This is a genomic window from Ancylobacter amanitiformis (assembly GCF_030814815.1).
GTDB lineage: Bacteria > Pseudomonadota > Alphaproteobacteria > Rhizobiales > Xanthobacteraceae > Ancylobacter > Ancylobacter amanitiformis.
This window is the reverse complement of record NZ_JAUSVR010000001.1, coordinates 483,813-505,352: the sequence shown is the minus strand read 5'-3', so window position 1 is coordinate 505,352 and position 21,540 is coordinate 483,813. Positions and strand designations below refer to the sequence as shown.

Here is a 21,540-nt window from a genome sequence, read left to right as displayed (position 1 = left end):
GCGATGGCCGGTTTCAGGCCGGCTGTCGCGGGGGCATCAGCAGCGTCAGTGTCGCGGGTATGACCCGGTATTCCAGCGGCATCGTCTCGCGATCGAGCTCGCCATCGGTCGAGACCCAGGAACGGGCGCGCCGACGGCGGGCCACCGTGATGGACGTTCCCGACAGGCTGACAATGCCGGGATTCTCGCGCCAGTTATCCGTCACCATGTCGGCGCCGGCCTTCAGCAGCGAGCGCGCGCCGCGATCCTCGGCGATGTGAATTTCCAGCAGGCCCTCGTCCAGCCGGGCGCGTCGCCAGCCCGGACCGGTGAAGCGGTTCACCGACACCAGCGCGGCAAAGGCGCGGAAACTGTGGGCGGTGCCGTCGACCGTGACATCGAGATGCATCCGCCCGGTGCGGCGCAGCGCCAATATCGCGGCGATGGCGACCGCGAAGAAGCGCCACAGCCGCCATTTGCGCGCGACTTCGCGGGCCCGTGCCATCTGGCTGAAGAAACCCATGCCCGAAATGGTGTGGAAAGGCCGGCCATTCAGCGTGGCCAGATCCACGCGGGCGGGCCTGGCGGCGCCCAGCGCCTCCAACGCGGCCTCCAGTTCCATCGGCATGCCGATATCGTGGGCCAATAGATTGAGCGTGCCGAGCGGCAGGATGCCGAGCACCTTGTCGGTGTCGTGCAGGCTGCGGGCGGCAAGGTTCACGCTGCCATCGCCGCCGCCGACGATCACCGTGTCATGCGGGCCGCGCGCCGATTCGCGAATACCGCGCACGAGGTTCTTTCCGCTCAGCAGATGAACCTCCACCTTGCGGCGCTCGTCGCCCAGCGCGTGCGCGACGAGCGTGCGCACCTCCTCGGCATTGCGGTCGAGCAGCGTGCCGGCGCGGGCATTCAGGAGAACGAGGACGTGGCGCATGGAGTATCCGCAATCGGTAAGGCCGAACGCGGTTCCGTACGGGCCGGTTCCGCAGCGTCGCACAGCAGGTGCCGGGCAATTGCGCACCGATCATGGCGCGAAACGGGCCAGATTGCGAAGCGGGCCCGGATCGTGCACTCAATCGTCCGGCACACGCCCTCGATGGAGGGCGGTGGCGGAGCGGGGCACGCATGGCTATATCCACGGGCAAGATATCGATACTGCGCCTGCGCGCGGGCATATTGGTGCTGGTGGCGCTGGTCTTCGTTTCCGCCAGCGCCGGGCGCTGGATGGCGACGCTGTTCTCGCTGGGCTGGGTGTGGGCGGCGCTGATCGGGATCGCGATCGCGGTGTTGATCGGCCTCATCGTGACACGGCTGGATCGCCTGGCCTATTTCGGCATCGCGGCTCTCGTCACCCTGTTCGGTGCCTATACGGCCTATGATTTCGCGCGTGGGCCGGTCGACTGGTCGGCGGGCGCGGCGCTGCTGCTGGCTCTTGTGCCGGCGGTTCTGCTCGCCGCTGCCTTCTGGGATTTCCGCCATTTTGTCGGCGAGGTCCGGGCCTGGGCGAATAGCCGCAACTGACCGGGCGGCTCAACGCCGCTCCGCCACGCGAGGCTGACCGATGGCGCGCAGCTTTGCCAGCAGGCGGGCCAGCAGGCGGACGACGCGCGGTCCGCCCCGCCGGGGCACGGGAGCCGGGCGCGCCGCTGCTTGCGCCCGCGCGGCATCTTCCGCCACTTCCGCCACGCGGGCGGCGGTGAAGGCATGGCGGGCCGCCTCCGGATCCGGCGTGCCGCCGAGCCCCTCGGCCAGCGCGATGGCATAGGCGCGCAGGTCCGCGGCCTCGCCGGATGTGGCGGCGCGCTCAAGCGCCCGGTGCGCGATGCGCCGCAGTTCAGGCTCATCCGCCTCGCGCAGCCCGGCGCCGACATTGCGACAGAAGGCGGGAACCCCGTTCTCCACCGCCCGCGTGAACCAGGGAAGCGCGGCGTCGAGTTGCCCGGTCATCGCCAGCAGCAGGCGCGCATAATCGAACTGGCCGCGATAATCCGCGCCGGCGGCGCCGCGGCGATACCAGCGCAAGGCCGCGGCGGGGCGCGCCGGGCGATCCCAGCCCAGTTCGAGATAGCGCCCGACCATCGTCATCGCCTTGGCATTGCCGCCGCGCGCGGAGTGCAGATACCAGGCGAGCGCGCCGTGGCGGTTGGCCGGCACGCCGCGTCCTTCCAGCAGCAGCGTGGCGAGGTTGAACTGCGCCCAGGCGTGCCCCTTGTCGGCCGCCGCGCGGTAGTGGCGGGCGGCTTCCGTGGGGTCCGGCGGCACGCCCCATCCCAGTTCATGGCAGCGCCCCACCATGTTGACGCCCTCCGCGCTGCCGGCCTTGGCGGCGATGGAAAACCAGCGCAGGCCAGCCGCCGGATCCCGCCGCACGCCGTGACCGTCGACCAGCATCTGCCCCCAGGCGAGTTGTGCGTTGATCAGCCCGTTGAGCGCGGCCGCCTCCACCCAGCGGGCTGCCTGAGCGGGCCCCTCGCTGATGCGCGCGCGCAACACATCGGGGCCCATTTTTTCGAGGGCCGAATAGGAAATCCACTGTTCGCGCATGTCTCGTCGATCGCCGATGGCTGTTCCGGGCTCCGCAGCGGCCGCTGCCCCAGCGGATAGGTACCGCTATTTTCCTGCGTTTCCATAAGGTTTCCGCGAGGGGGTCGGCAACAAGACGGAGTGAACTTTTGTTTTTAATAATTAAAAACTGAAGTTTTGATCGTCTCTAGGGTAAATACCCTGGAATTCATAAAAAACATAATGTTTGAAAGGCCTTGGAATCAAATATATGAGCCGGATTACGGTAAAATTACGGGGTTGTGGGGATATGAAGACCTTAAAGACGCTTCGATCGACTGCGCCGGGCGCCGCTCTCGCGGCGGGCGTTGCGGCAACCATGACGGCGGTGCCGCTGTTCGGTGCCGCGGCTCAGCAAGTGACGGCACCGCCCGCCACGACGACGGCGGAGGAAGAACTGCCGACCGTCACCGTCGAAGGCGAGGGCTCCCCCGCCAACACGCTCGAAGCGACGACCGGGCTGACCCGCTTTCCCGGCACGATTCAGGATCTGCCGCAGACCGTGCAGGTCATCACCCAGGAGACGATGCAGCAGCAGGGTGTCACCACGCTGGAGCAGGCGCTGCGCAACGTGCCGGGCGTCACCGCCGGCATCGGCGAGGGCGGCGGCGGCATGAACGGCGACCAGTTCCGCATCCGCGGCTTCCAGGCCAAGGGCGACATCTTCATCAACGGTCTGCGCGATTTCGGCGTCTATACCCGCGACAGCTTCGCTTACGAGAGCGTCGAGGTGTTCAAGGGCTCGACCTCCGAGGGCTTCGGCCTCGGAACCACCGGCGGCGCCATCAACATGACGCTGAAGGCGGCGCATCTCGGCGACAAGTATGATTTCGAAGGCCAGTTCGGCAACGGGCCGCTCGCGCGCGGCGTGTTCGACGTCAACAAGCAGTTCAACGACACCTCGGCCATCCGCATCGTCGGCATGGTCAACGATCAGGACATCGTCGATCGCGACAACGTCTCGTCGAACCGCTGGGGCCTCATGGCCGACCTCGGCTTCGGTCTTGGCACCGACCAGACGCTGCACGTCAACTACCTGTACCAGCATGGCGAGCGCACGCCCGATTACGGCGTTCCCATCGTCACGCCGGCATTCAACGACGTGGCGCGCTTTGGCTCGCTCGGCCAGCCGGTGACGGAATGGGGCGTGCCGCGGAGCACCTTCTACGGCAAGGTGACGGATCAGGACGTCACCGACGTCAACATGCTGACGGTCAACTTCAAGCGCGACGTCAACGACTGGCTGACGGTGAGCAACGACACCCGTGTCGGCTACTACACCCGCGACTTCGCCACCACCGTGCCGGGCTGCGGCACCGGCACGACGGCGGCCGCGTATAATGCAAGCTGCACCGGCCAGTTCTTCGACGGGCTGGACCCGGCCATCGCCTTCGGCGGCGGCAATCCCGGCTATTATCAGGAGAGCTGGAGCGCGCAGAACGTCACCACGCTGACCGCCAAGTTCGAGACCGGCGCGCTGCGCCACGAAGTGGTGGCCGGCATCGACCTCAACACGGTGAGCAGCGACCGCACGCTGGTCTCGGTGAACGGCTCGAAGGGCACGTCGACGATCTATAACCCGATCTTCGAGGACACCACGGGCTACTTCCTCTATTCGAATCCGTTCGGCAATAACGGCCAGCGCAATTCGAGCGCGACCGATGTCGGGCTGTTCGTCAGCGATCGGGTGTGGTTCACCGACGCGATTTCGGTGCTCGCCGGCGCTCGCTACGACAATTACCAGTCGGATTATCGCTACTGGTGCGTGAACACGGCCGGCACCTGCACCGGCAGCACCGGAGCCTGGGTGGACGCCGATTCCCAGACCGATTTCTGGAGCCCCAAGCTCAGCCTGATCTGGGAGCCGACGCCGTACCAGACCTATTATGTGTCCTGGGCCAAGTCGTTCACGCCGCAGGGCGCGTTCCCGACCAACGACATCACCGTGGTCAATCCGGTGCAGAACGACCTCGAGCCGGAGGATAACGAGACCTACGAGGCCGGTTTCAAGATCTCCGTGCTCAACGGCAAGCTCGGCTTCACCGGCGCGGTGTTCCAGACCGACAAGAGCAACGCGTTCTACACCGACCCGGTGACGGGCGACTCGGTGGAGACCGGCGAGAACCAGCGGGTGCAGGGCGTCGAGCTGGGCATGACCGGCAACATCACCGACGCGTGGACCATCCAGGCGAACTACGCCTATTACAGCAGCGAGATCCAGACCTCGACCACCGCCTCCTATATCGGCAACGAGGTGCCGTTCGTCTCGCCCAACAATTTCAGCCTGTGGACCACCTACGAGCTGAGCAAGCACTGGAGCCAGATCCCCGGCAAGCTGCTGGTCGGTGGCGGCATCACCTATGCCGACGAATCTTTCACCAACAGCGCCAACACCGCGATCATCCCGGACACGTTCTCGCTGGACGCGCTGGTGTCCTACGCGCAGGGCAATTTCCGCATCGCGCTGAACGCCTACAACCTCACCGACGAGCTGAACTATTCCGCCGGCTGGGGCAATCGCGCCATTCCCGCCTCGGGCCGCACCTTCACCGTCACGGTGGGGGCAACCTTCTGACGGCGGCCCCGTTCTCTTGACTGACCGTCTCGACTTGAAGGGGGATGCCGGCTTGCCGGCTCCCCCGCTTTTTTGTTTCCGGGCGAGCCATGCTGATCCAGATCCCCAATATCCTGACCCCCGAGGAAGTGGCCCATTGCCGGCGCGTGCTGGAGGCCTCGCCCTGGGTGGACGGGCGCGTCACCGCCGGACAGCAGGCGGCCAAGGCGAAATTCAACCTGCAGATTCCCGTGGAATCGCGCGAGGCGAACGAACTCGGCGACCTTGTCCTGCGCGCGCTCGGGCGCAACCCGCTGTTCAATGCGGCGGCTCTGCCGCTGCGGGTGCTGCCGCCGATGTTCAACCGCTACGATGTCGGCATGAAGTTCGGCGCCCATGTCGACGGCTCGATCCGCACCATTGCGCAGACCGGGCAGCGCCTGCGCGCGGATGTCTCGACCACCATTTTCCTCACCGAGCCGGAGGAATATGAGGGCGGCGAACTCGTCATCGAGGACGCCTTCGGCGCGCATGAGGTGAAGCTGCCGGCCGGCCACGCCGTGGTCTATCCGGCCTCCAGCCTGCACAGCGTGAACGAGATCACGCGCGGCAGCCGCTGGGGCTCGTTCTTCTGGTCGCAATCCATGATCAAGGAGGATCACAAGCGCGCGATGCTGTACGATCTCGACATGGCGATCATGGCGACGCGCGCCAAGCTGCTGGACGAGGATCCGTCCGTGCTCTCGCTCGCCAACGTCTATCACAACCTCCTGCGCCACTGGGCGGAGCTTTAGGGCGCAGCGTCACCCGGACGCGCGCGCGCGGCGCGGCGCAGGGGAGAGGGCGGGACGAGGCGATGGTCGCGCCGGTGGGGCGCGTGCGCCGGCGGCGGGGGGGCGCGCTCATCGCGGCGGCGCGACCGTGACAAGCGGGCTGCGGCTCGGCATGGTGTCGCTCCTCTCGCGGCGCGAGCGGAATCGCCCCGCCGCCTTTCCCCTACGGAGTTTCGATGTCCGGCCTTCTTCCCCCGGCGCTGGTGCCGATCCTCATGCTGCTGGCCTCGAACGTGTTCATGACGTTCGCCTGGTACGGCCATCTCAAGCACAAGTCGTCGCCGCTGCTCATCGCCATTCTGGTGAGCTGGGGCATCGCCTTCTTCGAATATTGCCTCGCCGTGCCGGCCAATCGCATCGGCTCGGCCACTTATTCGACGGCGGAGCTGAAGACCATCCAGGAGGTGATCACGCTCGCGGTGTTCGCCGGTTTCTCGGTGCTGTGGCTGAAGGAACCGCTCGGCTGGAACCACCTGATCGGCTTCAGCTTCATCGTCGCTGGCGCGTGGTTCATTTTCCAGAAGTGGTGAGGCTCATTCGGGCGGGGCGAGGCGTAGAAGGCGGCCCTGCGCGCTGTCGGTCAGCAGCCACAGCGCGCCGTCCGGCCCCTGGCGCACGTCGCGGATGCGCTCGCGCAATTCCGTGAGGAGTGCCTCCTCCTCGATGACGGCACTGCCCGTGGCGTTGAGCTTCAGCCGCACCAGCCGTGCGCCGGCCAGCGCGCCGACGAACAGGTTTCCCTTCCACGCGGGAACGAGATCGCCGGTATAGAGGGCCAGTCCCGAGGGGGCGATGGACGGGTCCCAGTATTTCACCGGCTGTTCCATGCCGGGCTTCGCGGTGCCTTCGCCGATCGCCTTGCCGCTATAGTCGCGGCCGTAGGAGATGACCGGCCAGCCGTAATTCCTGCCGGCTTCGGGATGGTTGAGTTCGTCGCCGCCGCGCGCGCCGTGCTCCACGGTCCAGAGCCGGCCGGTCACCGGATCCAGCGTCGCGCCCTGGACGTTGCGGTGCCCGTAGCTCCAGATTTCCGGTCGGGCGCTGCCGGCCGCGCGGAACGGATTGTTCGCCGGCACCGTGCCGTCCGGCAGGATGCGAACGATCTTGCCGATATGGGTGGAGAGGTCCTGCGCCTTGTCGCGCAGCGAGAAGCGGTCGCCCAGCGTCACGAACAGCGCCCCGTCGCGATCGAACACGAGGCGCGCGCCATAATGGCTGGCACCGCCCGCCGCGGGCTGCTGGCGAAAGATGATGTCGACCTTGTCGAGCCGCGCGGTGCCGGCCTCCTCGACCAGCCTCGCGCGGGCGACGCTGGTACCCGATATGCCTTCGCGGGGTTCGGCATAGGTGAAGAAGACAAGCCGGCTGCTGTCGAAATCCGGCGCGACTGTGATGTCGAGCAGCCCGCCCTGGCCGCGCGCGAAGACCGGCGGCAGGCCCTCCACCGGTGCCGAGACGGTGCCGTTGCGGCTGACGATGCGCAACCGGCCCACCCGTTCGCTCACCAGCATCCGCCCATCCGGCAGGAAGGCAAGGCTCCACGGATTTTCCAGCCCGGTGGCGACGGTTTCCACGATGAGCGGGCCGGCGGAGGAACCGATACGTATCTCCTCCTGGGCATCGGCCTTCCCCCCCGCGAGAACCAGCGCCAGAAGGCAGCCGGCGAGGACAAACTTGAACGTCATCGTCGCGGGCGCTCCAGGCGGGATCATTAGGCGGGATCATTAGGCGGGGATCATTTCGGGGCGCATCGTTAAAGCAGATCCGCCGGCGGGCCGACAGGGGGCGCGGCCGAGGGCGATGGTGGCCGTGCCTCACGAAGCCACCCGCATGATGGCGGGCTCATCCGCGACGGCTGCGCGGCCCATCCGCCGCGTTGAGCGTGCTGCGCAGCATGAAGCTGGTGAGGCCGCACAGGCCGACGAACAGCGCGAGCAGCACGGCGCCCATGGCGATGCGGCCATCCTGGGCCGGCATTCCGGAAAGGTCGAGCGCCGAGGCCCGCTGCAGGCCGAACATGCACAGCACCGCGACGATAGCGAAGGTGAGGGAGAGCACCACGCCCGCCTCCATCAGCGCGCGGCTCAGCCGGCGCCCGGCCGTGTGGCGCGGTTCTGCGGCAAACGAGCCGGGATGAGCGGAAGGAGAGACGGTTGTCGCGGCGACGTCGGTCGTCATCTGGCGCGTCATGGCGAACTCCATTCCCGTCGGTATCTGCCTGATGCATCCGACAGGTGCCAAGTTCGCCGCTGAACCCGGCCCGGCTCCGGCGCGACTTTGCTGGTCCCGGTATCATTTCGGGGCTATTTCAGGGCAAATAGTTAAGCGTTGCTAACCATTTGCCGGGCCGTAGCGGGGCGCCATCCGATATCGACATGGCCCGGCGCCGCGGCGACGCGGGCGAGCCAGCCATTGAGCGCGGGGAAGGTGGCGAGATCGAACTCGCCTTCACCGGCCACATGGGTATGGGCATACAGCGCGATGTCGGCAATGCTCAGCCGGTCGTCGACGAAGAAGGGGCGGCGCGCGAGATGTCGCTCCAGGATGCGCAGGGCGCCATAGCCCTCCTCCATCCAGCGGTCGACATCGTGCGTGCGCAATTCGCGTCCGCCACGCACGAGTTTCAGCCAGAAGCGCGCGGCGGCGATGGCGGGCTCATGGCTGTGCTGCTCGAAGAACATCCAGCGCAGCACTTCCGCGCGCGAAAAAGCCTCGGTGGGCAGGAGGGGCGTGCCTTCCGCCAGATGGAACAGGATGGCGTTGGATTCGGCGAGGAAGCGCCCGCCCGGCAGTTCCAGCAGGGGAACGCGGCCTTCGGGATTCTTCATCAGGAAGTCGGGAGTGCGATTCTCCCCGCGCAGCACGTCGACATCGACCAGCTGGAACGGGCGCCCCAGTTTCGCCAGCAGCAGCCGGACCTTGTAGCTATTGCCGGAACTCTGCATGGAGTGGAGTTTCAGCACGCGCAAATTCCCGGCAGAATCATAAAAAGACGTCCCGGCGGCAGCCTATCGTGTCGCTCGGCCGCCCCGCAGGTGGGGAATCGCTTGCCGGCACGCAAGGGCTCGACTAGTTGTCGCGCGCAAAACACCTCAAGGGAGTTCGGCCATGAGCCTGATATCCGCCGCCCTGAAGCGCATCAACCCGTCGCAGACCATCGCCATTTCCAACAAGGCGCGGGAGCTGAAAGCGGCTGGGCGTGACGTGATCGCGCTGGCGGCCGGCGAACCCGACTTCGAGACCCCGGACAACATCAAGGAAGCCGCGATCAAGGCGATCCGCGATGGCCAGACCCGCTATACCGCGGTGGATGGAATTCCCGAGCTGAAGGCGGCCATCGTCGCCAAGTTCAAGCGCGAGAACGGCCTCACCTACAAGCCCAGCCAGATCACGGTCGGCACGGGCGGCAAGCAGGTGCTGTTCAACGCGCTGGTCGCCACGCTCGATGCCGGCGACGAGGTCATCATCCCGGCGCCGTACTGGGTCAGCTATCCCGACATCGTCCAGTTCGCCGGCGGCACGCCGGTTCCGGTTGAGACCCGGCTCGCGGATAATTTCAAGCTGAGCGCGGCCGCGCTGGAAGCGGCGATCACGCCGAAGACCAAGTGGCTGATCTTCAACTCGCCGTCGAACCCGACCGGCTCGGCCTATAGCCGGACGGAGATGAAGGCGCTCACCGATGTGCTGGTGAAGTATCCGCATGTATGGATTCTCACCGACGACATGTACGAGCATCTCGTCTATGACGATTTCGAGTTCGTCACTCCGGCGCAGGTCGAGCCCTCCTTGTATGATCGCACGCTGACCATGAACGGCGTTTCCAAGGCCTATTGCATGACCGGCTGGCGCATCGGCTATGCGGCGGGTCCGGAAGTGCTGATCAAGGCCATCGGCACGCTGCAGTCGCAGTCGACCTCGAATCCCAACTCCATCGCCCAGTGGGCGGCGGTCGAGGCGCTGAACGGCCCGCAGGACTTCATCGCCGCGAACAACAAGGTGTTCAAGGAGCGCCGCGATCTCGTGGTCTCCATGCTCAACCAGGCCAACGGGTTGACCTGCCCGAAGCCGGAAGGGGCATTTTATGTGTACCCCTCCTGCGCCGGCGTCATCGGAAAGAAGACATCGGCAGGCAAGGTGATCGACAACGACGAGACATTTGCCAGCGAACTTCTGGAAGCGGAAGGCGTTGCCGTGGTGCATGGTTCCGCTTTCGGGCTTGGCCCGGCGTTTCGCATTTCCTATGCGACCGCCACCAAGGACCTGGAGGAGGCGTGCCTGCGCATCCAACGCTTCTGCGGCTCGCTGCGCTGAGTTTACCTGAGACAGCCGACCGGGCGGCGCGCCCCGGTCGGTGCCGCTGCATGGCGGTGGGGCGCCGGTTCCCGAGAGCCGGTTCATGCGCATTGTGGAGATTGACCAATGATCCGTACTGTTCTGTCGCGCGGCCTTCTCGCAGCCTCCCTCGCGGCCGGCTTCACCGGTCTCGTCGCGGTTCCGGCTTCGGCCCAGAGCCCGAGCCGCGTTCAGGTTGGCGTGCTGGAGTGCAACGGCTCCAAGTCCGTGAGCTTCATCATCGGTTCCAAGCGCACGCTGGAGTGCACCTTCCGCGCGCCCCGGGGCAAGAAGTTCAGCTATGAAGGCAGCATCCGCCGCTGGGGCCTCGATATCGGCGTGACCGGCCGCAACACGCTGGTGTGGAGCGTTCTGGCGCCGTCGCGCGGCGTGGTCGGGCGTGACCTCGACGGCACCTATGTCGGCGTGGCCGGCAGCGTCGCCCTCGGCGTGGGCGTGGCGGGCAACGTGCTCGTCGGCGGGTCCAACAAGACCATCGCCCTGCAGCCCGTCAGCGTCGAAGGCCAGACCGGCGTGAACCTTGCCGTCGGCGTGGGCGATCTGCGCCTCGTCTCCAAGTGAGCGAGTGCAAGTGAGCGGCGGCAGTTGAGCGGCTGCCACTGGGCGCACGCCACCGGGCGCGCGGGCAAGCAAGCGGGCGCGGCCGGCTTTCCCGGCCCGCACGCGGCTCCATGGCATCGAAAGGCCCGGGATCGCTCCCGGGCCTTTTTGCATCGCGCACGCTCAGTTGATCGCGGGCGATGAAATAATCCGGCGCGACGTCGCGTATTCTCACCATCGATCATCCGAGGGAGATCCCGATGCATATCCGTCGCCGGCAGTCCTGGGAGTTGCCGGAATCCGCCGCAACTCCCGAATCCGTCTATCTGTCCCGCCGCCATCTGATGGGGGCGGGCGTGGGCCTGCTTGCCGCGGCCGGTTTTGGTGCTGCCGGTGCCCTCGCGCCCGCTGAAGCCGCCACCGCGCCCGGCGATCCGGCGAACGACCCGACCCGGGACCTCTACCCCGCCAAGGCCAATCCCGCCTTCGCCTCCGCCGGGCGGCCGGTGACGCCGGAGGACATTACGGCCAATTACAACAACTTTTACGAGTTCGGTTCCGACCGCACCAATTACCAGTGCGCGGTAGCTGCCTCCCGCATGCCGCGCCGCCCGTGGACGGTGAAGATCGACGGGCTGGTCGAGCAGCCGCGCGAGGTCGGGATCGACGACATCATCCGCGCCATGCCGCTGGAAGAGCGCATCTATCGCCATCGCTGCGTCGAGGCGTGGTCGATGGTGATTCCGTGGACCGGCTTCCCGGTGCGCGAACTGGTCGCCTGGGCCAAGCCTCTGTCGGGTGCCAAATATATCCGCATGGAGACCTTCGTGAACCCGAAGGTGGCGCCGGCTCAGAACCGCTTCATCTATCCCTGGCCCTATGTGGACGGGCTGACCATGGCGGAGGCGACCAATGATCTCGCCTTCTTCGTCACCGGCGCCTATGGCCAGCCGGCGCTGAACCAGTTCGGCGCGCCGCTGCGCCTCTCCGTTCCGTGGAAATATGGCTTCAAGTCGGTGAAGTCGATCGTGCGCATCTCCTTCGTGGCGGAGCGCCCCGTCGGGTTGTGGGAACAGGTGCAGGGGCGTGAATACGGCTTCTGGGCCAACGTGAACCCGGCCGTGCCGCACCCCCGCTGGAGCCAGGCTACCGAGCGCGACATCGGCACCGGCGAGCGGCTGCCCACGCTCATCTATAATGGCTATGGCGAGCAGGTGGCCGGCCTCTATGCCGGGCTGACGAGCGAGAAACTGTTCATGTGAGCGCTGGCGCGGCGCGGCGCGACGGGCACGTCAGAAGGTGCCCGTCATGAGATGGAAGGCCGGGCGACCGTCGCGCTGAGCGTAGACGGTCGTCTCGATGTTGCGGAGGTTCTTCGCCTCCAGCAGCGACCGGTAGGCAGCGGTATCGGCGTCGTTCCAATAGGCGAGCGCCACCTGATCGCAGGCGCAGGCCTCACGCGTGATCTCGGCGGGGTCGAGCACATAGCGCACGCGGTTCTCCGTGAGCAGCGCGAAGGACATGAAGAACCCCCATTCGGGAAACACGTAGAGGGTGGGGGGCCGCTCGCGCGCCTCCTGCGCCAGCCGGGTGAGCGCGTCGGACTGTTTCCGTACGCCGCCGGTTTCCGCCAGTTCCCGGTGAAAGCCGATGGATTGGCCAACATTCACCGCGAGCAGCGCGAGGGCGGCCACGGCCGACGCCGCGATGAGCCGCCGGTCGCGGGCGAGGTCGCCTACCGTGACCGCCAGCAGCAGGTAGCCCAGGGGCACCAGCACGCTGTAATGGTGCACCCACAGGCGGCTGCCGAGCAGCGTGGCGCAGATCAGGTAGGAGATCGGCAGCAGCACGATGAGCCGATGCGGCGGCGTCCAGCGCAGGCGGAGCAGGGCGAGGATGACCATCGTCGCGAACAGCGCGAGTTTGATCTCTCCCCACGGGCTGCCGAGGGCCTCGCTGAAGATCATCGCTTCGTTGCCGCCATTGGTGATGGCAAGGCGCGTGAGGGCGAACGCGCCCTCGATCCGCTCCCAGAGCGATTCCGCGGCGGAAAGCGGGGCGACGCCGCTAAGTCGGCTGGTGAGGTATTCTATGGCCGACGAAACGTCGCCGATGGCGCGGAACAGGAAGACATAGCCCAGCACATAGGGCAGGAGGCCGAGCGCCAGACCGCCCATCCAAAGCCGGACATGTCGCTGCGGCTGCGCCAGCATCAGCAGGATCATCGCCGGCAGGAAAAAGGCGAAGACGAAATAGCCGTAGATCGCCAGCCCGAAGAACAGGCCGGAAAGCAACGGTCCGGCCCGGTGGCGCGACCACAGCGCCAGCAGGCTCGCGAACAGCCAGGCTTCGCCGCCCAGCACGATGTAGAACTGGGTGCGGAACGAGACGAGGAAGGCGATGTCGGTCGCCAGCAGCGCCGCCGTGAGGAGCGCGACAAGGCGGTTCTGTGTCACGCGCACGGCAAGGAAATACAGCAGCAGGACGATCGCCGCGCCGAACAGCGACTGGGCGATGCGGATCGAGAGGAGCGAAATGCCGAGCAGCCAGAACACCGGCAGGTCGACATAATAGTTCTGCACCCCGTGATAGAGCGAGCCGAGCAGGATCGGGCCTTTCGCCGGCAGGATCCACACGGTATTGGGCAGGGCGCGATTGAAGAAGCGGGCGGCGAGATAATCCGGGTTGACGCCGTCCATGTAGAGGCCGGGCAGATCCGCCTGCCACAGCGCTCCACCCCAGAACAGCACCATCAGCAGGGCGACGGCGTATTTGTCGTGCACGGCCCGCAGCATGCCTGCCCCCCGACGTGCCACTCCGCGAGCGGCATCGCTCATCCCCCGACGCAGTGTGCGGCCAATGGGAAGCAATGCCAATGCCGGCATGCCGCGCGCGTCGGCGGCCTGCGGTGGCGCCGGGACAAAATGGGCACGAGCCAAAAAAAAGCCGGGCTCAAAAGAGCCCGGCTAAGTATCGCCGCCTGAGCGGCGAACCTTCCAGAGGGGAACAGCCGAAGCAGATGCATCGGTGTCGTCCTGAATATGCTCAATGCGCGGGCAACTTGCAATAATTTATGCCTGCATACCAGGCATGCGCAATTGAAGTGGCTGACGGCGCGCAATGCGGACCGAAACGGTCGTTCTGGAAAGAAAAGTAGAACTAAAATGTCGGGCGTCCACCCTGCGACCGCTGCAATACGGCGTGCACATTGCGTGAATCCAGAGCTTCGCGTGTCTGGAACAGCCTTTGGGCATTCGGATGAGTGCCTAAAATTGATGCTCCGTGCGGTCGGCGCGAGCGCGCGGCGCCTGCCGTAAACGCCGTCGGCCGCATCCCAAGAGGGACACGGTTCGGGCTGGAGCGATCGATAGCGGTTTGGGCGGGCGGCGGCGGCGGGGAGGGCGGGCGCTCAGAAATTCCAGCGCTGCGCCTTGGCGACGAGGAAGTCGCGGAATACCTGGATGCGCGCCACCGAGCGCATTTCCTGCGGATAGACGAAATAGGCTTCCAGCGTCGGCGTGGTGCGCTCGGCGAAGAGCTGCACCAGCGTGGCGGAATCCTCCAGCAGGTAATCCGGCACGATGCCGATGCCGACGCCGCGCTCCACCGCGCGCTTGAGGCCGAGCACGTTGTTGACCGACAGGGCCGGGATGCGCCCCTCCTGCCCGTCCTCGATGCCCGCCCGCTCCAGCCAGTTCAGCGCCTGGAAATAGGAGGGGATCGGGCCGCCGAGCAGGATGATGCGGTGCTTTTCCAATTCGTCCAGCGTGCGCGGATGGCCGTTGCGCTTGAGATATTCCGCCGAGGCGAAGGCGTGGAAATGCACGGTGAACAGCTTGCGCTGGATCAGGTCCGGCTGCACCGGCTGGCGCAGGCGGATGGCGACGTCGGCCTCGCGCATGGCAAGGTCCAGTTCGTCGTCGGTCAGGATCAGGGTGATGCGGATATCGGGATAGAGCTCGAGGAACTCGCCGATGCGCGCGGTCAGCCAGTGCGTGCCGAGGCCCATCGTGGTGGTGACGCGCAACTCGCCATTCGGCTTCTCGCGGCTGTCGGTGAGCTTGGCGCGCGCCGCCTCCAGCTTCATGAACACTTCGTGCGCGGTGCGGTAGAGCAGGTCGCCCTGCTCGGTCAGGATCAGCCCGCGCGCATGGCGGTGGAATAGCGGGATGTTGAGTTCCTGCTCCAGCGCCGAGACCTGCCGGCTGACCGCCGATTGCGACAGGCCGAGCGCCTCACCGGCGTGGGTGAAGGAGCCCGCCTCCGCCGCCACGTGGAAAACCTTGAGCTTGTCCCAATCCATGTCGCGTGCCCGGTTCGCCTTGTTTTCCATCCGCCCGGGTTCCCGCTTCACTCGGCTGCTTGGGCCAGCGGCTCACGCGCCGCGAGAAATCGTTCGACTTCGAGGGCTGCCATGCAGCCCATGCCCGCCGCCGTCACGGCCTGGCGAAACACATCGTCCGCCACGTCGCCGGCGGCGAACACGCCCTCGACCGAGGTCTGCGTCGAATCGGGCGCCGTCCACACATAACCCGACGGCTTGAGCTTGAGCTGGCCCGCCACAAGCTCGGTGGCCGGCGCGTGGCCGATGGCGATGAACACGCCATCCGCCGCACGCTCGTGCAGAGCACCGGTGACGACGTCCTTCAGCACCACGCCAGTCACATGTGGCGGCTCGTCCTCGCCCTTCACCTCGTGCAGGGCGGCGTTCCACACCACCTCCACCTTGGGATGGGCGAAGAGCCGCTCCTGCAGGATGCGCTCGGCGCGGAAACTGTCGCGGCGGTGCACCACCGTGACCTTGGAGGCGAAATTGGTGAGGAACAGCGCCTCCTCGACGGCGGTGTTGCCGCCGCCGACCACGATCACCTGCCGGCCGCGGTAGAAGAAGCCGTCGCAGGTGGCGCAGGCGGAGACGCCATGGCCGCGATAGGCCTGCTCGGAGGGCAGGTCCAGCCAGCGGGCCTGCGCGCCGGTGGAAAGGATGACGGTCTCGGCGATCCACGCCTGCCCGGAATCGGTCTCGATGCGGAACGGGCGGCGCGAGAAATCGGCCTTGGTGACGATATCGGAGACGATGCGCGTGCCCATCTTCTCGGCCTGGGCCTGCATCTGCTCCATCAGCCACGGGCCCTGGATCGGATCGGCGAAGCCGGGATAGTTCTCGACATCGGTGGTGATGGTGAGCTGGCCGCCCGGCTGGATGCCCTGGATCAGCACCGGCTCCAGCATGGCGCGCGCGGCATAGACCGCCGCCGTATAGCCGGCCGGCCCGGAGCCGATGATCAGCACCTTCACATGGTTGGTTGCCGGGGTGGAGGCCGGACGGGTGGCCGACGACATGCTGCTCTCGCTCTGAAGACGGCAGCGGCGCGCGGCCGTTGCCCGGATGGAATAACGCGACATGGTGACTCATGCGCCCGTCGCAAGGCAGGCCCAAGGCAGCCATGCGAAAATGTAGGAGCTGCCACGCTGCACCGCAAGGGCGCGGCTGAAGATGGCGTTTCTATCGACCAGTTTTCCAGAGGGAAGATTGCGCAGGAGCGGCGCGCAAGATAATTGCTCTGCGCGGCTTCTCGTCTATTTTGCAGCTGCGAAGGGCGCGCCGTCTCGGCCGCCGCAAACGGAGATGTCGTGTGGCCCGCCGTATTGACGCGATCGACTGGAACATTCTTCGCGAGCTTCAGGATGACGGGCGTATCACCAATGTCGAACTGTCGCAGCGCGTCGGCATTTCCGCGCCTCCCTGCCTGCGCCGCGTGCGCTCGCTGGAAGAGGAAGGCATCATCAAGAGCTATCGCGGCCTGCTGGACGAGAAGAAGCTCGGCTTCGACCTGATGGCCTTCGCCATGGTGCACCTGGTCAGCCAGGCCGAGGGGGATCTCTCCGCCTTCGCCGCGCAGGTCGGGCGCTGGCCGCTGGTGCGCTCCTGCTGGATGCTGTCGGGCGAAACCGATTTCATCCTGCTCTGTGTTGCGCCGGACCTGCGGACCTTTCAGAACTTCGTGCTGGAACTGACAGGCGCGCCGAACGTGCGCAACGTGAAGACCGCTCTCACGCTCCAGCAGACCAAGGATGCGGCCGTGGTGCCGATGGAGGGCGTTTCCCCATGATCGTGGCCACCGCGACCGATTCCGGCTACGTCGAGCTGACGGCCGTCATGCTGGCCTCGCTCGCGGCGAATGCGCGGGACGACTACACCAAGGTCTATGTCTTCGGCGACCGCCTCACCGTGGCGGAGAAGGCGGCGCTGCGGGCGAGCTATCCGCTCGACAATCTCGTGATGATCGACCTGACGGAGGAGGACATGCGCTTCCTCGCCGGCATGCCGATCGCGCTGCATGTCTCGCGCACCACCTATGCCCGCTTTCTCATGCCCTTCCGGGTCGACCAGGACGAGACGCGGCTGCTCTATATCGATTGCGACGCCATCGTGAACGACAGCCTCAGGCCGCTGCGCGACATCGACATGCAGGGGCTGGCCGTCGGCGCCGTTCATGACGATGCCCGCCGCCGCGAGAACCGCCATTTCGAACGCAACCTCGCTATCGGCCTGCCGGCGGATACCAATTATTTCAACGCCGGCATCCTGCTGATCGACCTCGTGAAGTGGCGCGAGGAGAAGCTGACCGAGCGTGCCTCGCAATTCGCCACCGAGCACCCGAACCTGCCGGTGCTGGATCAGGATGCGCTGAACGGCGCGCTGAGCGGCCAATGGCTGGTGCTGGACGAGCGCTGGAACCTGCACCGCCGGCTGGAGAAGGGCGTCTACAAGGGCCCGCCCGTCGATTGGGCCGGCGCGGGCATCATCCACTATATCGGCCAGATCAAGCCGAACCACGCGGATTCGCAGCATCCCGCGCGCGACATCTTCCTCGCGCACCGCACGAACTCGGCCTATGCCGGCGCGACCATGAAGGGCAAGCTCGACCGCAAGATCGAGAAGCGGGTACGCAAGATCAAGCGGCTGGTGGCCCGCGTGCGCCGGCTCTTCTCCCCCGCCGCGGCCTGAGCGGTTCCGGCGGAGCCACATGAAACGCGTTCTCATCCTGCGCGATGCCAAGCCCGGCCATTTCCATCAGGCCGAGGGGCTGGCGCTCGCCATAGCGCGGCTGACCCCGGTCGAGGTTTCACGCCTGGAGGTGCGGCCGGCGCGCTTTGCCAGCAGCGACATGCGCAAGCTGGTCATGCGGCGCTTCGGCCGGGATGCGCGTTTCTGGCTCAGATGGATGTATGCCCTCGATCTCGACGCGCTGACCCGGCCGGACGTCATCGTTGCTTCCGGCTGGCCCACCATTGCGTGCGGCCTGCTGCTGTCGCGCCATTTCCGCGTTCCGTTCATCTTCGCCGGGGCTCTCGACGGGTATGAACCCGGCCCGCTCACGCTGACCATCGTTTCCTCGCCGCGGCAGGCGGGCGATCCCGGCGCGGCCTATGCGCCGATCCCCTCGACCATTGATCGCGAGGCCTATGCCGCCCCGCGCCCCTTGCGCCGGCCCGAGGACCTGCGCGGTGCCTCGCTCGCGCTGCTGATCGGCGGCTCCGCCTATCGGCGCGAATTCCCGCGGGATGAGTGGGAGGCGCTGCTCGCCTTTGTCCCGGCGGTGACGGCGCGCTTCGGCGTGCGCTGGCGCGTGGCCAATTCGCGCCGCACGCCGGAGGCGGTCTCCGACCGGTTCAAGGCCCTGGCGCAGGCGGGTACGCTGGCCGAATTCCTCGATTATCGCGACGCCGGCGCCGGGTCGGTGCGCGACCTGTTCGGGGCGGATGCGGTGGTCGTCACCGAGGATTCGATGAGCATGCTGGCCGAGGGGCTGGCGGCCGGGCGCCCGGTCATTGCCCTCAAGTCGCGGCTGGTGCACAAGCACTATGCCAACGAGGTCATCGTCGGCATGGCCGGCCCGCACCTCGCCATCCTGCCGATGGCGACGATCACGCCCGATCCCTTCGCCGCGACGCTGGCGCGGCTGGTTCCACCGCCCGAGAATGCGCGCGACCTGCTGGCCCGCGCCATCGCGCCGATGCTCGGCCTCACCTTTCCGGAAAACGCGTCATGACGCTCGCCTTCGTCTGCATCAAATGGGGCGAGGCCTACCCGGCGGAGGATGTGAATATCCTCTACCAGGGCGTCAGCGACCATGTGAGCGAGCCGTTCCGCTTCATCTGCCTGACCGATCGACCGGACGGGCTGCGGCCGGAGGTCGAGGTGGCGGACCTGCCCGCCACCGGGGCGCTGGGCCTGCGCTGGCGCGGCTGCTGGCCCAAGCTGGGCATGTTCGCGCCCGGCATCCTCGCGGGCGTCGACCTCGCCGTCTATCTCGACCTCGACATCGTGATCCTGCGCTCGCTCGATCCGATCATCGCGCATGCGCGAGCCCGGCCCGGCCTGCATGTGCTGCGCGAGTGGAACCCCAATGTGTGGGAACTGCTGCCCGTCTCGATGCGGCCGGATCGCGGGGCGCAGAGTTCGATGGTCGCGTGGCGGCCGGGCGAGCAGGATCACCTCTATCTCGATGTCATGGCGAACCCGGACGCGGCCTATGCGCTGGTGAAGAACGACCAGCGCTATATCGGCATCAAGGCCCGCGACCGGCATTATTTCCCCCCCGGTTTCGCCGTCTCGTTCCGCCGGCATCTCGTGCCGCATTACCCGCTCAACCTGCTGTTCAAGCGCATCCGCAAGCCGGCACGGGCGGCCGTGGTGGTGTTCCACGGCGCGCCCAAGCCGCTGGAAGTGGCCGAGGACGGAGCGGGCGCCTGGGGCACGCGCATGCGGCCCGGTTTCGGGCCGGTGGACTGGGTGCGCGATTACTGGAAGCGCGGGCGGGATGGCGCGCGGGTGGCGCTGGCGCGGCAGGCCGGGGAACCGACCGAGGCCGCGCCGCCTCAGCCGCGCCAGATCTCCTCATAGACCGCATTGATCTTCTCGGCCTCGCGCTCGATGGAGAATTCGGCGAGCACATGCGCGCGCGCCGTGCGGCCCACCGCCTCGCGAGCCTCTTCATCCAGCCCCATCAGGCGATCGATCGCGTGGGTGAGCGCGGCCTGATCGTCTACGGGCACGAGGTGGCCGGTGACGCCATCCTTCACCAGATCGGGAGCCGCGCCCGAGCGTGCGGCGACCACTGGCGTGCCGCTGGCCATGGCCTCGATGGGCACCAGCCCGAAGCCTTCCCAGCGCGCGGGAATGACGCCGATGGACAGGCAGCGAAACCATTCCGGCATCTTGGCGATCGGCTGTTCGCCGAGGATAAGGATGCGCTCGGAGAGCCCGGCATGGGCGATGCGCGCCTTGAGGCCGGCGAGGAAGGGCTGCTCGGTCGGTGTCGACAGGCCGATGACCACCGCGGTCCAGTCCGGATGACGCGGCAGCAGATCCGCCATGGCCTCGACGAACAGGTCCTGCCCTTTCTGGTGCCGCACACGGCCGAACACGCCGATGCCGTAGCGGCCGGGCAGGCCCGTGGCGGCCCATGCGGCGGCGCGCGCGGGCGCCGGGCGATAACGCGTGGTGTCGACGCCGTGCATCACCACGGTGGAGGGCACGTCGAGATAGGAGGCGGCCTGCGGCGAGGTCGCGATGATCCGGTCCATCCGGGCGATGAGAAAGCGCAGGAAGGGGCCGTGGCGCTTCTGCGCGGCGGAGGTGAAGACGAGCTTCCACGGCTGGCGCAGCACATCGCGCAGCAGCAGGCCGAACATCATTTCCGTGTCGCGCCGCGCGTGCCAGATGCGCCAGCGCCGCCCGTTCGGTCGCCGCCAGCTGCCCAGCCGGAACTGGCGCCAGCCCAGTTGCGGTACCGAATCGGGCAGGGGGCCGAGCGCGCGAATGGCGAGGTGGCGGGCCTGCGCCGGGACGACGCCGATCACGGTTGCGACCACGCCGGAAAAGCGCCGCTTGAAGCTGGGCGCCACCGCCTCGATGCCTTCCGGCCAGGCGGGGCCTTCATCCGGGTGCATGGCGGCTCGGCGCGGTTGGCGGATCGGGGAAGGATGGGGCGAGAAGGGAAGGGTGCCGCCCGCTCCAGACGGCGCGGGCGGCAAGGGTCTCAGGCCAAGCCTGGTGTCTCAGGCCAAGCCTGGTGTCTCAGGCCAAACCTAGCGTCTCAGGCCCAGCCTAGCGTCTCAGGCCAAGCCTAGCGTCTCAGGCCAAACCGGGGTTTCGGGCCAGGCCGGGATTTCAGGCGAAGCGGACGCCGGCGATCTCATAGGAGCGGGCGCCCTTGGGGGTGACCACTTCCACCGAGGTGCCGCTCTTCTTGCCGATCAGCGCGCGCGCCAGCGGCGAGGAGATGGAGATGCGGCCGGCCTTGGCGTCGGCTTCCATGTCGCCGACGATCTGCCACACGCGCTCTTCCTCGGTGTCTTCGTCGATCAGTGTCACCGTGGCCCCGAACTTGACGACGTCGCCGGTGAGCTTGCCCACGTCGATGATCTCGGCACGCGACAGCTTGTCCTCAAGCTCGGCGATACGCCCCTCGTTGAGCGCCTGCTGCTCCTTGGCCGCGTGATATTCGGCGTTCTCGGAGAGGTCGCCATGGGCGCGGGCTTCTGAAATGGCCTCGATGATACGCGGACGCTCGACTTGCTGGCGCTGCTTGAGCTCGCTCTCCAGCGCAGCATGGCCGCCGGCCGTCATCGGAACTTTTTCCATCGGTCTTTATCTGACCTCCCAAAAGCAAATGAAACCCCCGCGGGGGGCGCTCCGGGCCTTTAAGC

The 21,540-nt window shown here is 66.9% G+C and carries 21 protein-coding genes; 11 read left to right on the top strand and 10 right to left on the bottom strand.

Translation table 11 applies throughout. The annotated features are described in order from the left end of the window. Positions 1-13 precede the first annotated feature (13 nt). The gene (locus tag QOZ99_RS02220; protein WP_306888244.1) at positions 14-913 is read right to left on the bottom strand and encodes a diacylglycerol/lipid kinase family protein; all 900 of its coding nucleotides are present in this window, start codon (positions 911-913) and stop codon (positions 14-16) included. A gap of 191 nt (positions 914-1,104) precedes the next feature. On the opposite strand from QOZ99_RS02220, the gene QOZ99_RS02215 reads away from it, so the two are divergent. After that, positions 1,105-1,500, top strand: a complete 396-nt coding sequence (locus QOZ99_RS02215; protein ID WP_306888243.1) for a hypothetical protein — start codon at positions 1,105-1,107, stop codon at positions 1,498-1,500. Positions 1,501-1,509: 9 nt separating this feature from the next. On the opposite strand, the gene QOZ99_RS02210 is transcribed toward QOZ99_RS02215, so the two are convergent. Then, positions 1,510-2,523: a tetratricopeptide repeat protein gene (locus QOZ99_RS02210; RefSeq protein ID WP_306888242.1), complete on the bottom strand. Its 1,014-nt coding sequence runs from the start codon at positions 2,521-2,523 to the stop codon at positions 1,510-1,512. Positions 2,524-2,860: 337 nt separating this feature from the next. Between QOZ99_RS02210 and QOZ99_RS02205 the strand changes: the two genes are divergently transcribed. From QOZ99_RS02205 to QOZ99_RS02195, 3 genes are all read left to right on the top strand, one after another. Further along, positions 2,861-5,116 (top strand): TonB-dependent receptor, encoded by a 2,256-nt coding sequence (locus QOZ99_RS02205; RefSeq protein WP_306888241.1) that lies wholly within the window; start codon positions 2,861-2,863, stop codon positions 5,114-5,116. Between the two features lie 89 nt (positions 5,117-5,205). Further along, positions 5,206-5,889: a Fe2+-dependent dioxygenase gene (locus QOZ99_RS02200; protein WP_306888240.1), complete on the top strand. Its 684-nt coding sequence runs from the start codon at positions 5,206-5,208 to the stop codon at positions 5,887-5,889. 215 nt (positions 5,890-6,104) lie between these two features. Further along, positions 6,105-6,458: a DMT family protein gene (locus tag QOZ99_RS02195; RefSeq protein ID WP_183190194.1), complete on the top strand. Its 354-nt coding sequence runs from the start codon at positions 6,105-6,107 to the stop codon at positions 6,456-6,458. Between the two features lie 3 nt (positions 6,459-6,461). Here QOZ99_RS02195 and QOZ99_RS02190 read toward each other — a convergent pair whose 3' ends face one another. The 3 genes from QOZ99_RS02190 to QOZ99_RS02180 all read right to left on the bottom strand — a co-directional run bounded on the left by QOZ99_RS02190 (position 6,462) and on the right by QOZ99_RS02180 (position 8,891). After that, the gene (locus QOZ99_RS02190) at positions 6,462-7,613 is read right to left on the bottom strand and encodes a PQQ-dependent sugar dehydrogenase (protein ID WP_306888239.1); all 1,152 of its coding nucleotides are present in this window, start codon (positions 7,611-7,613) and stop codon (positions 6,462-6,464) included. A gap of 157 nt (positions 7,614-7,770) precedes the next feature. Further along, positions 7,771-8,118 carry a hypothetical protein gene (locus QOZ99_RS02185; protein WP_306888238.1) on the bottom strand — a complete coding sequence of 116 codons (348 nt, stop codon included), beginning with the start codon at positions 8,116-8,118 and terminating at the stop codon, positions 7,771-7,773. A gap of 131 nt (positions 8,119-8,249) precedes the next feature. Then, positions 8,250-8,891 (bottom strand): glutathione S-transferase family protein, encoded by a 642-nt coding sequence (locus QOZ99_RS02180; RefSeq protein WP_306888237.1) that lies wholly within the window; start codon positions 8,889-8,891, stop codon positions 8,250-8,252. A gap of 145 nt (positions 8,892-9,036) precedes the next feature. Between QOZ99_RS02180 and QOZ99_RS02175 the strand changes: the two genes are divergently transcribed. The 3 genes from QOZ99_RS02175 to msrP all read left to right on the top strand — a co-directional run bounded on the left by QOZ99_RS02175 (position 9,037) and on the right by msrP (position 12,083). Further along, positions 9,037-10,239 (top strand): pyridoxal phosphate-dependent aminotransferase, encoded by a 1,203-nt coding sequence (locus tag QOZ99_RS02175; RefSeq protein ID WP_306888236.1) that lies wholly within the window; start codon positions 9,037-9,039, stop codon positions 10,237-10,239. A gap of 108 nt (positions 10,240-10,347) precedes the next feature. Next, the gene (locus QOZ99_RS02170) at positions 10,348-10,842 is read left to right on the top strand and encodes a DUF992 domain-containing protein (RefSeq protein ID WP_306888235.1); all 495 of its coding nucleotides are present in this window, start codon (positions 10,348-10,350) and stop codon (positions 10,840-10,842) included. A gap of 239 nt (positions 10,843-11,081) precedes the next feature. After that, a complete protein-coding gene (gene msrP, locus QOZ99_RS02165) occupies positions 11,082-12,083 on the top strand; it encodes a protein-methionine-sulfoxide reductase catalytic subunit MsrP (protein WP_306888234.1) in 1,002 nt (333 codons plus the stop codon). Between the two features lie 30 nt (positions 12,084-12,113). Here msrP and QOZ99_RS02160 read toward each other — a convergent pair whose 3' ends face one another. The 3 genes from QOZ99_RS02160 to trxB form a co-directional block, all read right to left on the bottom strand. Further along, a complete protein-coding gene (locus QOZ99_RS02160; RefSeq protein ID WP_306888232.1) occupies positions 12,114-13,616 on the bottom strand; it encodes a glycosyltransferase family protein in 1,503 nt (500 codons plus the stop codon). Positions 13,617-14,230: 614 nt separating this feature from the next. Further along, entirely contained in the window at positions 14,231-15,124 is an 894-nt protein-coding gene (locus tag QOZ99_RS02155) for a LysR family transcriptional regulator (protein ID WP_183190312.1), read from the bottom strand. A 47-nt stretch (positions 15,125-15,171) separates the two neighbouring features. Continuing rightward, positions 15,172-16,164 (bottom strand): thioredoxin-disulfide reductase, encoded by a 993-nt coding sequence (gene trxB / locus QOZ99_RS02150; RefSeq protein ID WP_306888231.1) that lies wholly within the window; start codon positions 16,162-16,164, stop codon positions 15,172-15,174. 293 nt (positions 16,165-16,457) lie between these two features. On the opposite strand from trxB, the gene QOZ99_RS02145 reads away from it, so the two are divergent. Genes QOZ99_RS02145 through QOZ99_RS02130 form a run of 4 tightly spaced genes read left to right on the top strand, consistent with a single transcriptional unit; the run spans position 16,458 to position 19,732 of the window. Next, entirely contained in the window at positions 16,458-16,934 is a 477-nt protein-coding gene (locus tag QOZ99_RS02145; RefSeq protein ID WP_306888230.1) for an Lrp/AsnC family transcriptional regulator, read from the top strand. After that, complete coding sequence (locus QOZ99_RS02140) at positions 16,931-17,833, top strand: glycosyltransferase family 8 protein (RefSeq protein ID WP_306888229.1); 903 nt, start codon at positions 16,931-16,933, stop codon at positions 17,831-17,833. The genes QOZ99_RS02145 and QOZ99_RS02140 overlap by 4 nt, the downstream gene beginning before the upstream one ends. A gap of 19 nt (positions 17,834-17,852) precedes the next feature. Then, a complete protein-coding gene (locus tag QOZ99_RS02135) occupies positions 17,853-18,878 on the top strand; it encodes an ELM1/GtrOC1 family putative glycosyltransferase (RefSeq protein ID WP_306888228.1) in 1,026 nt (341 codons plus the stop codon). Then, positions 18,875-19,732: a hypothetical protein gene (locus QOZ99_RS02130; protein WP_306888227.1), complete on the top strand. Its 858-nt coding sequence runs from the start codon at positions 18,875-18,877 to the stop codon at positions 19,730-19,732. The genes QOZ99_RS02135 and QOZ99_RS02130 overlap by 4 nt, the downstream gene beginning before the upstream one ends. Here the strand turns inward: QOZ99_RS02130 and QOZ99_RS02125 are convergent. Then, entirely contained in the window at positions 19,708-20,781 is a 1,074-nt protein-coding gene (locus QOZ99_RS02125; protein WP_306888226.1) for a glycosyltransferase family 4 protein, read from the bottom strand. The genes QOZ99_RS02130 and QOZ99_RS02125 overlap by 25 nt on opposite strands. Before the next feature lie 220 nt (positions 20,782-21,001). After that, entirely contained in the window at positions 21,002-21,475 is a 474-nt protein-coding gene (greA, locus tag QOZ99_RS02120) for a transcription elongation factor GreA (protein WP_183190206.1), read from the bottom strand. Positions 21,476-21,540 lie beyond the last annotated feature (65 nt).